This is a genomic window from Roseobacter sp. EG26 (assembly GCF_049830555.1).
Classification (GTDB): Bacteria; Pseudomonadota; Alphaproteobacteria; order Rhodobacterales; family Rhodobacteraceae; genus Roseobacter.
Genome location: NZ_JBNBLH010000003.1, coordinates 166,013 through 178,159, shown reverse-complemented (window position 1 = coordinate 178,159; position 12,147 = coordinate 166,013). Strand labels below are relative to the sequence as shown.

Genomic DNA, 12,147 nt, shown 5'->3' with positions numbered 1-12,147 from the left:
GGATATTATATATTAGAACGATTCTAAATATGGAAGGTGATCATGCGTTTTTCCTTTAACCGCAAACGGTTCCGAGATTTGAACGAGCAGGAAATACTGGCTCTGGCGATCTCTTCCGAAGAAGATGATGCGCGCATCTATCGTGGATATGCAGAACGATTGCGTGCCGATTTCCCGGATTCCGCGCATATCTTCGAAGGAATGGCGCTAGAGGAAGATCAACATCGACAGCGTTTGATTGATCTGCACAAGGAACGTTTCGGCGACACGATCCCCCTGATCCGGCGAGAACATGTTGCAGGTTACTATAATCGCCGCCCCGTCTGGTTGATTGAGAACCTTGGCCTTGAGCGCATGCGGGCCGAGGCCGAAGCGATGGAGCGCGAGGCGGAGAGATTTTATCTCAATGCCGCTGCTCATACGTCGGATGCAACAACGCGCAGGCTTTTGGGCGATCTTGCTGCCGCAGAAGCCGGCCATCAGATTGCTGCGGAAGATCTCGAAGCCAAGCACCTTGACGCAGACACACGACAGACCGAGGAGCAGGCAGCGCATCGCCAGTTCCTGCTGACCTGGGTGCAACCCGGTCTGGCGGGGCTCATGGATGGATCCGTCTCAACGCTCGCCCCGATCTTTGCCACGGCTTTTGCCACGCAGGATACCTGGACAACCTTCCTCGTCGGGCTTGCCGCTTCCGTGGGCGCGGGCATTTCCATGGGATTCACAGAGGCTGCGTCGGATGATGGCCAGCTATCGGGCCGCGGATCACCAATCAAACGTGGCTTTGCCTCCGGCATCATGACAACGCTGGGTGGTCTGGGTCATGCCTTGCCCTATCTCATCACTGATTTCTGGACCGCGACAGTCATCGCCATTGCCGTGGTGTTTGTTGAACTTTGGGCGATTGTATGGATTCAAAACCGCTTCATGGACACGCCATTCTGGCGCGCGACCCTGCAGGTCGTAATGGGGGGAGCCTTGGTCTTTGCGGCGGGCGTGCTGATCGGTTCGGGGTGACTTGCGGGCACGTACACTTCGCACTAACAACCTTTCATGATTGAGATTTTCCTGAAGACAGTCCCGTTTTTCGCCTTGATCGGTCTGGGATACTGGGCGGGCTACACGCGGTTCTTCAGTGAAGAAGCCACGGCCTATCTCACCAAATTCGTCTTCTACTTTGCCCTGACCGCGATGTTGTTTCGGTTTTCCGCGAACCTGTCCTTGTCGGATGTCTGGGACGCCAATCTCGTGGCCGGATACCTGCTGGGCACGCTTGCCGTCTATCTGATCGCCACCCTGGTTGCCTATTTTCGAAAACTGGATGTGGCCACCGCCGCCGTGGAGGCGCAATGTGCCGCCATTGGCAATGTGGGCTTTCTGGGCGTGCCGATGCTGACTCTATTGATGGGGGCCGCTGCGATTGGACCGATCATGATGGCACTGGCCGTTGATCTGATCGTTTTTTCCAGCCTCATCGTTATCCTCATCACCGGATCGCGCGACGGTCGGCTGAATTTTGGCATCTTTAGGACCGTCGGTCTTGGGCTTGTCAAAAATCCGATGATCGTCTCGATTGTTCTCGGGCTTGCATGGTCTTTTTCCGAATGGCCCATCCCTGCGCCCGCCAACGAATTTCTGGCCATCCTGGGCGGGGCGGCGACCCCGGGTGCGCTGTTTGCAATTGGCGCATCGCTTGCCAGCAAATCCGCTGAACGCATCCAGGTGGCCGCCTGGCTCACCATCTGCAAACTGGGCCTGCATCCGCTTTTCGTGGCAATCGGTGTGCTCTATATCTTCCCGGCGGATCCCTATTTTGCCGCCGTGATCATCGCCGCCGCTGCCCTGCCGGTGGCAGGCAATGTCTATATCCTCGCACAGCATTACGGTGTCGCACCGCATCGCGTCTCCGCCGCCATCCTGTTTTCCACGATCGTCAGTATCGTGACCGTGAGTGGCATCATCGCCTGGGTGTCGCCGGTATGATCCGTAACCCTTGCCGCAAGCGCCCCGGCAGGGTAGCCAACAGATAGCCGTCTTACAGGAGATTGATATGGAAACCATTTCGGAGAATGCGTGCTTTGGCGGAACGCAAGGCGTGTATTCACATGCGTCCCAAAGCTGTGCCTGTGACATGACCTTTGGCCTGTTCATGCCAGAAGAAGCACAGGACGGCCCGGTTCCCTTGCTGTGGTATCTTTCCGGGCTGACCTGCACGCATGAAAACGCCATGACCAAAGCGGGTGCGCAGGCCTGGGCGGCGGAACACGGCATTGCGCTGGTCTTTCCGGACACATCCCCCAGAGGCGAAGGCGTGGCTGATGACGACGCCTATGATCTTGGGCAGGGGGCCGGGTTCTACGTAGATGCGACGCAAGCGCCGTGGGCCGCGCATTTCCGCATGTGGGACTATGTGACCGAAGAATTGCCCAAGCTGCTGGGCGAAAAATTTGCGCTGGACATGACGCGGCAGGGGATCACCGGGCATTCGATGGGCGGACACGGCGCGCTGACCATGGCCATGGCGCTGCCCGGACGCTTCCGGTCGGTTTCGGCCTTTGCGCCTATTTCCAATCCGACGGCAAGTGACTGGGGCCGCAAACAGCTTGGCGCCTACCTCGGCCCGGACGAAAGCACTTGGGTGGCACATGACGCGACTTTGCTGATGCAGGAGAAGGGTTTTGATGGACCCATCCTCATTGATACCGGTACCGATGATCAGTTCGTCGACCTGCTCAAGCCCGAAGCGCTGGCCCATGCCATCGCGACGCGCAGGCAACAGGCGACATTGCGCATGCAGCCGGGATACGATCACAGCTACTTCTTTGTTTCCACCTTCATGGAAGAACATGTCGCTTTCCACGCGGATGCGCTTTACGCATGACGCAGCTTTTCATTGATGCGGATGCCTGTCCGGTCAAAGCCGAAGCAGAGAAAGTTGCAACCCGCCACCGGGTAAAAATGTATGTGGTGTCCAATGGCGGATTGCGCCCGTCGCAAAACCCGCTGGTCGATACCGTGATCGTGCCCGACGGGCCGGATGTTGCCGACATGTGGATCGCCGAGCGGTGCGGTGCGGGCGATGTTGTTGTCACGGGCGACATTCCTCTGGCGGCCAGATGTGTCGAGGCGGGCGCGCAGGTGCTCAAACACAATGGCGAAGCACTGACAGCCACCAATATCGGCAATGTGTTGGCTACCCGTGACCTGATGGCCGATCTGCGGGCGGCTGATCCGTTCAGGCAGGGCGGCGGCAAAGGCTTTACAAAAGCAGACCGCTCCCGTTTTCTGGATGCATTGGAACGTGCCTTGCGCGCGGCAAAAACAACAAAATAAATTGGGGCGGATCATGCAGCCAAAAGCAGTGATATTTGACATTGGCAACGTGCTGATCGAATGGCAGCCGGAACGATTTTATGATGCGGTCATCGGGCAGGAACGTCGCCGTGCGATGTTTGCAGAAGTCAATTTGCATAGCATGAATGAACTGGTGGACCTTGGCCATCCTTTCACCGAAACCATCTATGCGCAGGCGGAGGCGACGCCGGAATGGCGTGAGGAAATACGCATGTGGCATGACCGCTGGATCGAAATGGCAACCCCGGTGATCGCACATTCGGTGCGCCTGATGAAAGCCTTGCAGGCCAAGCAGGTGCCGGTCTTCTCGCTGACCAACTTCGGGGTGGAGAGCTATGCCTATGCGGCGACGCATTACCCGTTTCTGAATGATTTCGACCGGGATTTCATTTCCGGTCACATGCGCATGACCAAACCGGACCCCAACATCTATGCTCAGGTTGAGGAAACATCGGGCCTCGGCGGTGCTGACCTGATTTTTGCAGATGATCGTGCGGATAATATTGTTGCCGCACAATCTTTTGGATGGCAGACGCATCTGTTTGAAGGCCCGCAGGGATGGGCCGAAAGGCTGGTCGTCGCCGGGTTGTTGACCGCGGATGAAGCTCTATGAATGCGCCCGTGATCTCCTTTGAGGATGGTGACGCTTGTCTTGATTGGCTCGCCTTGACAGAGGCGCTGGCGGCGGGCCACCTGATGCCCAAAGCGGAAATTGCAGATACGTTTTTGTACCGCGATCCGGACACGCTTCTGAACCGCGCTGCCTGGATTGACGGGTTGGGGCTCGCCGTCAAATCCGCCACGGTTTTTCCGGGCAACAGGTCGCAGGGCGACGCGGCGATCAACGGTGGTGTCATGTTGTTTTCGGATCGCGACGGCACCTTGCAGGCCATCATCGACTTTCATTTGGTGACCAAATGGAAAACGGCGGGGGACAGTCTGCTAGCGGCGCGCAGGCTGGCCCGTCCAGACAGCAAAGACATTCTGATCGTTGGCGCAGGCACGCAAGGCCACGGTCTGCATGCTGCTTATCGGGCCGCGTTCCCCGACGCGCGGTTTTCGATCTGGAACCGTACAGGCGAAAAAACCGAAAAAATGGCCGCAAAAATCCCCGACCTCAAAGTGGTGACCGATCTGGCCGATGCTGTTGCGCAGGCCGACATCATCACCAGTGCAACCATGTCAACGGAGCCGCTGATCAAAGGCGCGTGGTTGCGACCGGGTCAGCATATTGACCTGATCGGTGCCTATCGTCCCGATATGCGCGAGGTCGATGACAACGCCATCACCCGCGCGCGCGTTTTCGTGGACAGCCTCGATACCACGGTCGGCCATATTGGAGAGATCAAAATACCTATCGAAACGGGTGTCATCACCCCTGATGACATTGTGGCCGATTACTATGCGCCTGAGCGTTTTAAACGGCAGTCCGATGAGGAGATCACGCTTTTCAAGAATGGCGGCGGTGCGCATCTGGATCTGATGACGAGCCGCTACATTCTGGACCAATGGGAGGCATGATGTGATCTGGGTGTACCTGATCATTGCGGGCCTCATCGCGTCGCCCTTGATTGTGGAAGCCACGCGCAAACCGATGAACGATGCCGCCCGCGCCAATGCGCCCGGGGAATTTGCCACGCTGTCGCAAGGTGTGACCCACTACCAATGGTCCGGCCCTGCAGAGGGGCCGATTGCCCTGTGCATCCATGGTCTGACCACGCCAAGTTTCGTCTGGGGCGGGATCACCAAGGGGCTGGTTCTTATGGGCTACCGGGTGCTGACCTATGATCTCTACGGTCGCGGATTTTCCGACAGACCCAGAGGCAAACAGGATCGCGCGTTCTTTTTGCAACAGTTGGGCGATCTGCTGGAGGATCAGAGGGTTGAAGATAATATTACCGTAATTGGCTATTCGATGGGGGGCGCAATCGCTTCGATTTTTGCAGCCAGTCAACCGCACCGGATTTCGCGACTCATACTTCTGGCACCTGCCGGGATGAGCAATATTCGCAAAGGTCTGATTGGTTTTGCGGCGCGCACGCCGATCCTGGGGACCTGGTTGATGCTGGAGTTTTATCCGACGCTGCTCCGCAAGGGTCTGAAGGCGGAAAAAGATCAGCCCAGCAGTGTCGCGGGCATCAATGCGATGCAGGATGCTGAATTGAACTGGCGCGGCTTCGTGCCTTCGGTTCATGCCAGTCTGCGCGGCATGTTGGCCGAGGATTTGCAACCGGACCATCAAATCCTGCGCAACGAAAATGTGCCTGTCCTGGCAATCTGGGGGCGCGAGGATGATGTGATCCCACTATCCTCCGCCGAAACCCTCGCAGGTTGGAACCCGGACGTTCAAAATCAGGTGATAGACGGGGCCGGCCATGGTCTCACCTACTCCCACACTGTTGATGTGCTGGAACACATCAATGTCTTTGCCCATCAATCGGCTTAGGCGGTCTGCAAACCCTCCAGCCTGCGTTCACGAATGGGCAGGTGAATGATGGCGCTGAAGGCACCAACCGCAAGACCGATCCACCAGACCAGCGTGTAGTCGCCGTAGACATCATACATGCGCCCACCCAGCCAGACACCCATAAAGCTGCCAAGTTGGTGGCTCAGAAAGACGATGCCGTAGAGGGTCCCCATGTATCTAAGCCCGTAGATATGTGCGACGAGACCCGAGGTCAGCGGGATTGTCGCCAGCCACAGCATCCCCATGCCAATCGAGAACAGAATGACGCTGGTTGGCGTGATGGGCAGCATGATAAAGAGCGCCCCGATGATGGTGCGCCCTGTGTAGATGCCCGCCAGCAGATATTTTTTCGAATAGTATTTACCCGCCCATCCGGCCAGCAATGTGCCCGCGATATTGGCCAGGCCGATCAATGAAATTGCGACCGCGCCAAGAGCGGACGTCGTGCTGATCCCGAGGTTGTCCAGCATTCCGCCCGGCATGATCGGCCCGCACAGCTCGGTGATGAAGGCGGGCAGATGCGCCGTCATGAAGGCCACCTGATACCCGCAGGAGAAAAACCCCAGATAGATGAACGTGAAGGACGGATCGCGAAAGGCTTTGACGAGAATCTGGCCCAGGCTTTCTTCCAGCTCGGTCTTTGATGCCATGGCTGGCGCACGCATCATCGGCAAAGTGAGAAGCACAAGCAGGATGGCGGCCGCAAAAAGCAGGAAGGTTGATTGCCAGGTCATGAAACCCAGCATCCATTCTGCGAGTGGCGGGCCGAATATCTGCCCCCCGCTTCCGGCGGCCGACACGATGGCCAGCGACATGGAGCGGTTCTCGTTGGATGCCGCACGCCCGACAACCGCCAGTATCACGCCAAATCCGGTACCCGCGATACCAAAGCCCACAAGCCAGGCGTAGAGCTGCTGCTCGGCCGGGGTCGTCGACTGCGCGGTCAGCAGCAGCCCAAGGGCATAGATGATCGCCCCTAGCACGATTGATTTGCGATCCCCGATTTTCTCGGCCAGCGCGCCAAAAAGCGGCTGCCCGATCCCCCAGGCGAGGTTCTGGATGGCGATGGCCAGCGAAAATTCAGCGCGCAGCCATCCGAATTCTTCCGCGATGGGGATCTGGAACACGCCGAAGGTCGAGCGAATGGCAAAGCTGACAATGATGATGACGCAGCCGACAACAAGGACCGGTGTGATCAGGGGGGGGCGGGTTTGCATGAAGAAGCCTCCGGTTGGGGCGATATTATCGCCGCCATCTTGAGGGTCAAATCAGCGTTTTTTGCAGTGTCATCACAGGACGTGATGCAAGTGCTGCCTTTTCTCCGCCACAAGCGCGCGGTATTGCTGAGGGATGAAGACGTTAGGTGCAATATACCAGGAACTGATCGATGCGGGGGCGCTACAGGCCGATGACGCGCAACTGACCGTCATGCCCGAATTTGAACGGATTCGGGAGGCGCTCAACACGCCGGTCAAAAAGGGATTGTTTCGGAAAGCGCCAGAACCGCCAAAGGGTCTCTATCTCTGGGGCGGGGTCGGACGTGGCAAATCCATGTTGATGGATATGTTTGTCGAGCATCTGGGCGACATCCCGGCGCGGCGCGTGCATTTTCACGCTTTCATGCAGGAAATTCATGCGGCCATGCATGAGGTTCGCAAATCCGGTGTGGAGGATGCCATTGCGCCGGTTGCGGCAGACGTAGCTGCTTCAGTTCGATTGCTGGCCTTTGACGAGATGCAGATCACTGACATCACGGATGCCATGATTGTGGGCAGGCTGTTTGAGGCCCTCTTCGCCGATGGGGTGGTGGTGGTGACCACGTCCAATCGTGTGCCTGATGCGCTCTACACGGACGGGCTGAACCGGGACCTGTTTTTGCCATTTATCGAGTTGATTAAAGAGAAGATGCACGTCGTTGAACTGGCGAGCCCAACGGATTACCGACAGGATAGGCTGGGCGGGCAACCTGTCTATTTCACACCAGTCAATGCTGTGGCCCGCGCCGCAATGGATAGCATGTGGAATGACCTTACCGGAGGGGCGGGCGAGCGGCTGATCCTGAAGGTCAAAGGCAGAGAGGTTGAGTTGCCCGCGTTCAGAAATGGTGTTGCACGCGCGGGCTTTCATGACCTTTGCGGGAAACCTCTGGGGCCAGCGGATTTTCTGGCGCTTGCCGATGCTGTGAAGGTCCTGATGCTGGATAACATTCCCACCCTTTCACGTAACAACTTCAACGAAGCCAAACGGTTCGTGACGCTGATTGACGCCTTGTATGAGGCCAAAGTGCGCCTGATCTGCTCTGCTGCCGCGAAACCAGAGATGCTTTATTTGGAAGGCGAAGGGACATTTGAATTCGAACGCACGGCCTCGCGCCTGCGCGAGATGCAATCGGAAGGCTGGGGTTTCTAGTTTTTTGCTTCAGCAAGAACCGCGGCCAATAAGCGTGCCGTGTCGATCTCGCCAAAGGGTGTGGTCAGACCGATCGGAGAGGCAAACGCGCCCTGGCTCAGCGCCGAATTGAGGGTTGCGTTGACGTAAGCATCACTTTGACCTTCGGCCAATGTCTGTACCAGCAGATCATGCAGTACATCCCCAGGCGTGGTCTCATGATTGAACCGGGCCAAAGCACGCGATGTCAGATATGGCAGATTATGCTTCTGGGCGGTGCGATCGGTCAATCGGAGAGGTAGGCGCAGCTGATGGCTGACAGGCTCACCGGTCGATAGGGGCAAGGCTGGGGTCAGTTCCAATAAGGACGGCGCGGAGCGGGACACTTCCTGCTGAGCGGCAGCATCCCCCTGCCGTACGGCTGCGGAGCGGATTTCGCTGCGATCGCCCCCATAGAATGCCCAGATGACCGAAGCAGTGAGCAGACTCAATAACACCATAACCACAAAGGGCCAGCGCATCACACTTGGGGACGATTGTGGTCTCATCACCATTCGCGTCAAATCAAGTTCGGAAGCGAACTCCCGATCTCGCGTTTTCATCTTATATTCCCCCGACAGACCTGATGCGCCTCATACATGAATGGCGTCAGCCCGCATTATCCGCCACAACATATAGATGCAGCGTTATCCACACGTCAATATCGCGCGAGGATAGCTAAATCTGGAGTTGATACGGCTTCAGGAGTTTAACCGTTTTCTCGCAATATCGCGCCAGCGAGATACAAAGAACCGCAGATCAGCACTCGCGCCGAGGGGGTTGTCGAGGTGATTTCAGCCACCGCATCCTGTACGCTTTGAGCAGTGTGGCTGGAGATGCCGACCTCTTTTGCCGCTTGTGCCGTGGTTTCTGCCGGTAACGTATTGGCCTCGCCCGGGATCGACACAGCGATCAGCCCGTCTGCAACCTTGGCCAGCGGGCGCAGGTATCCGCCAATATCCTTGGTGTTCAACATCCCGCAAATGAGGACGGTGGGCCGATCCGGCAGGCTGTTCAGGTGGCTTGCCAAGGCCTCGCCAGCGGCAGGATTATGACCGCCGTCAAGCCAAATCTCAGCTTGAGGAGCGCCATCGACCAGCGGTCCCTTTGACAAACGCTGCATGCGTGCGGGCCAGTGTGCATTGCTGACCGCCATTTCACAGGCTTGCGCGCCGATACCAAGTTGCCGCAACACTGCCAGCGCCGCGCCTGCGTTCATCAGCTGATGATCGCCGGGAAGGTTCGGGCGTGGTAAATCTAGCAGGCCTGTCTCATCCTGGAAAATCATTCCGTCGCGCTCTGCCGCCACATGCCATTGCTGACCGTAGGCGCAAAGAGGCGCACCGACACGGGTCGCAACCGTTTCAATAACCTCCAAACCCTCTTCTTCCTGACGGGCGACAACACAGGGCACATTGCGCTTGAGAATTCCTGCTTTTTCGGCGGCGATCTCCGCCAATGTATCGCCAAGGAATTGCTGGTGGTCGATGGAGACAGGGGTAATCACGGTCATTTTCGGATTTGCAACGACGTTCGTCGCGTCCAGACGCCCGCCAAGACCAACTTCTAGGAGCGTGTAATCAGCCTTTGAGCGAGCGAATGCGAGAAGCGCAGCACAGGTGGTAATCTCGAAATAGGTGATGTTCTCGCCATTATTGGCTGCATAACACTCGTCCAGAACGGCCGAGAGATCGGGCTCGGAGATCAGTTCCCCGACGACCCGAATGCGCTCATGAAAGCGGGCCAGATGGGGGCTGGTATAGGCATGTACCTTGTGCCCCGCCGCTTCCAAGCCAGCTCTGATCATGGCCTGGGTCGAGCCCTTGCCATTTGTCCCCGCAATATGGATTACAGGCGGCAGGTCATCTTGCGGATTTCCCAAGGCATCCAACAGCCGCCAGACACGATCCAATGTAAGATCGATGATCTTCGGGTGCAGGGCCATCATCCGTTCCAGGATAACGTCCGATTTTGTGTGGCTCATTTCTTGGCAGTCTCAGAGGGTGCTTGCTCTTCCTCTTCGGACAAAGCGTGGGGAAGTTCTGCGCCCGGTTCAGGTGGGGGCAGGTCGCCCCGAACTGCCGGGGGCAGACCGAGCAGCATACGCGTGATGGAAATCAGCTCGTCACGCATCTGACCCCGTGGCGTCACCCGATCCAGCATCCCGTGATCCAGCAGATATTCCGCGCGCTGGAAGCCTTCGGGGAGTTTCTCACGGATGGTTTGTTCGATAACACGCGGACCGGCGAAACAGATCAGCGCGTTCGGTTCTGCGATATGCACATCACCCAACATTGCGTAACTCGCGGTAACGCCGCCTGTTGTTGGATGGGTCAGCACGACGAGATAAGGCAGGCCAGCTTCCTTGAGCATTTCAACCGCCACGGTGGTGCGGGGCATCTGCATGAGGCTCAAAATACCCTCCTGCATCCGTGCGCCACCTGCGGCAGAAAAGAGGATCAGGGGCCGTTTCAGCCGAACCGCTTCCTGAGCAGCCGCGATGATGGCATTGCCCACATACATTCCCATGGAGCCTGCCATGAAAGAAAAATCCTGTGCGGCGGCCACAATGGGTGTGCGTCCGATCTCACCGCTGGCCACCAGCATGGCCTCAGCTTCGCTGGTTTGTTTTTGCGCGGCCTTCAACCGATCAGGATATCGTTTCTGATCGCGGAAATTGAGCGGGTCGGGCTTGGGCGCATCGACCTTCACCTCGGTGAAAATCCCGCCGTCGAACAGTGCCGTAAACCGGTCCCGCGGGGTGATGTGCATGTGGTGATCACAGTTGGTGCAGACATTCAGATTGTCCGACACTTCGCGATGAAACAGCATCGTCCCGCATTCGGGGCATTTGGTCCACAGGTTGTCCGGTGTTTCGCGGCGCGAGAAGATCGAATTGATCCGAGGCCGGACATAGTTGGTGATCCAGTTCATGGCGGTTCCTTTGGCGTCCCTTGGCTCCTAAATAGTCAGGTCACAGGGAAAGTGCAATCAGCGCCGGATGGCCAGGCGTGCGCCCAACCAGCTGACAATCATGAAGCCGAACTCGACCGGCAACCAGGCGCGCACGGTCTCGGTATCGTCAAGCGAGAAAGGGCTGAGGTAGAGCGAAAGCCCCGAAAGTTCATCGGGCAGCGAGACAATCAAGATGGCTGTCACGTTGTTGATGAAATGTACTGCGATGGCTGGCGCCAGTGTGCCCGCGCGTGCCGTTAAATCTGCCATCATTATGCCGAATATCATGGCCCAAAGCGCGATGGGTAAGGCATTTGGGCCGGCGGTGTCTGGCAGGTAGTGGCCCAATCCGAACAAACCCGCAGGCATCAGCATCCAGATGAGCGGTGAGTTAAATCGTGCGGCAAGCTGTTGCTGGATATATCCGCGAAACAGAATTTCCTCTGCGCTGACCTGAATGAACACTGCGACAAGGGAAAAAGGCAGCAAAACGGCCCAGAGGCTAAGGTTCATGTTGGGTACAAGCGGCGCTCCCAGATCCCACGGCGGCAATACCCAGATGGCAATGTTGATCAGGATCAGCAGGACCAGAACGGAGACCATCTGCTGTCGAAACAGTTGCCCGTCCCCCAAGGCAGCTGGCAAGCCCCGGTTGTGCACCACACGCAGCGCGATGGCCACGCCCAGTATCATGAACCCAAAGCTCAGGAGTGTGAGGTACATCGCAATGGGCGTTGTCCCTGCGGCCAGCGAGCGGGCAAAGGCTTCTACGTTCTTGCCCTGCCAGGTGAAAAGCGTCCGGTACATGGTCTGATTGCAGATCAGATAGACACCCGATGCGAGGATCAGGCCCATGATCAGCCGCCATAGCTGCGCTTTCTCGCGCGCGGGGTCCACGAGACGTCGATGCGCGCGATAGTCGGTTCGCCTGAACATACTCATCA

General features: G+C 57.5%; 13 protein-coding genes. 8 read left to right on the top strand and 5 right to left on the bottom strand.

The window, feature by feature from the left end:
• Positions 1–42 precede the first annotated feature (42 nt).
• The 7 genes from mbfA (at position 43) to ACOTTU_RS08710 (ending at position 5,800) form a co-directional block, all read left to right on the top strand.
• A complete protein-coding gene (mbfA, locus tag ACOTTU_RS08740) occupies positions 43–1,017 on the top strand; it encodes an iron exporter MbfA (RefSeq protein ID WP_425657389.1) in 975 nt (324 codons plus the stop codon).
• 36 nt (positions 1,018–1,053) lie between these two features.
• On the top strand, positions 1,054–1,983 hold the full coding sequence (locus ACOTTU_RS08735; protein WP_425657387.1) for an AEC family transporter: 930 nt from the start codon (positions 1,054–1,056) through the stop codon (positions 1,981–1,983).
• A 67-nt stretch (positions 1,984–2,050) separates the two neighbouring features.
• A complete protein-coding gene (gene fghA, locus ACOTTU_RS08730) occupies positions 2,051–2,881 on the top strand; it encodes an S-formylglutathione hydrolase (RefSeq protein ID WP_425657385.1) in 831 nt (276 codons plus the stop codon).
• Positions 2,878–3,333, top strand: coding sequence for a YaiI/YqxD family protein (locus ACOTTU_RS08725; protein ID WP_425657384.1), 456 nt, complete (start codon positions 2,878–2,880; stop codon positions 3,331–3,333). The genes fghA and ACOTTU_RS08725 overlap by 4 nt, the downstream gene beginning before the upstream one ends.
• 13 nt (positions 3,334–3,346) lie before the next feature.
• On the top strand, positions 3,347–3,967 hold the full coding sequence (locus tag ACOTTU_RS08720) for an HAD-IA family hydrolase (protein WP_425657383.1): 621 nt from the start codon (positions 3,347–3,349) through the stop codon (positions 3,965–3,967).
• The gene (locus ACOTTU_RS08715) at positions 3,964–4,875 is read left to right on the top strand and encodes an ornithine cyclodeaminase family protein (RefSeq protein WP_425657381.1); all 912 of its coding nucleotides are present in this window, start codon (positions 3,964–3,966) and stop codon (positions 4,873–4,875) included. The genes ACOTTU_RS08720 and ACOTTU_RS08715 overlap by 4 nt, the downstream gene beginning before the upstream one ends.
• Before the next feature lies 1 nt (position 4,876).
• On the top strand, positions 4,877–5,800 hold the full coding sequence (locus ACOTTU_RS08710) for an alpha/beta fold hydrolase (protein ID WP_425657380.1): 924 nt from the start codon (positions 4,877–4,879) through the stop codon (positions 5,798–5,800).
• On the opposite strand, the gene ACOTTU_RS08705 is transcribed toward ACOTTU_RS08710, so the two are convergent.
• Positions 5,797–7,038: an MFS transporter gene (locus ACOTTU_RS08705; RefSeq protein ID WP_425657378.1), complete on the bottom strand. Its 1,242-nt coding sequence runs from the start codon at positions 7,036–7,038 to the stop codon at positions 5,797–5,799. The two genes, ACOTTU_RS08710 and ACOTTU_RS08705, sit on opposite strands and share 4 nt — an antisense overlap.
• A 133-nt stretch (positions 7,039–7,171) precedes the next feature.
• Here ACOTTU_RS08705 and zapE point away from each other — a divergent pair, with 133 nt between their 5' ends.
• Positions 7,172–8,230 (top strand): cell division protein ZapE, encoded by a 1,059-nt coding sequence (gene zapE / locus ACOTTU_RS08700; protein WP_425657376.1) that lies wholly within the window; start codon positions 7,172–7,174, stop codon positions 8,228–8,230.
• Here the strand turns inward: zapE and ACOTTU_RS08695 are convergent.
• The 4 genes from ACOTTU_RS08695 to ACOTTU_RS08680 form a co-directional block, all read right to left on the bottom strand.
• Positions 8,227–8,811, bottom strand: a complete 585-nt coding sequence (locus ACOTTU_RS08695) for a hypothetical protein (RefSeq protein WP_425657374.1) — start codon at positions 8,809–8,811, stop codon at positions 8,227–8,229. The genes zapE and ACOTTU_RS08695 overlap by 4 nt on opposite strands.
• 146 nt (positions 8,812–8,957) lie before the next feature.
• On the bottom strand, positions 8,958–10,232 hold the full coding sequence (locus ACOTTU_RS08690) for a bifunctional folylpolyglutamate synthase/dihydrofolate synthase (RefSeq protein WP_425657372.1): 1,275 nt from the start codon (positions 10,230–10,232) through the stop codon (positions 8,958–8,960).
• Positions 10,229–11,182, bottom strand: coding sequence for an acetyl-CoA carboxylase, carboxyltransferase subunit beta (gene accD / locus ACOTTU_RS08685; RefSeq protein WP_298915763.1), 954 nt, complete (start codon positions 11,180–11,182; stop codon positions 10,229–10,231). The genes ACOTTU_RS08690 and accD overlap by 4 nt, the downstream gene beginning before the upstream one ends.
• A 57-nt stretch (positions 11,183–11,239) precedes the next feature.
• Complete coding sequence (locus tag ACOTTU_RS08680; RefSeq protein WP_425657370.1) at positions 11,240–12,145, bottom strand: CPBP family intramembrane glutamic endopeptidase; 906 nt, start codon at positions 12,143–12,145, stop codon at positions 11,240–11,242.
• Between the last annotated feature and the right edge of the window lie 2 nt (positions 12,146–12,147).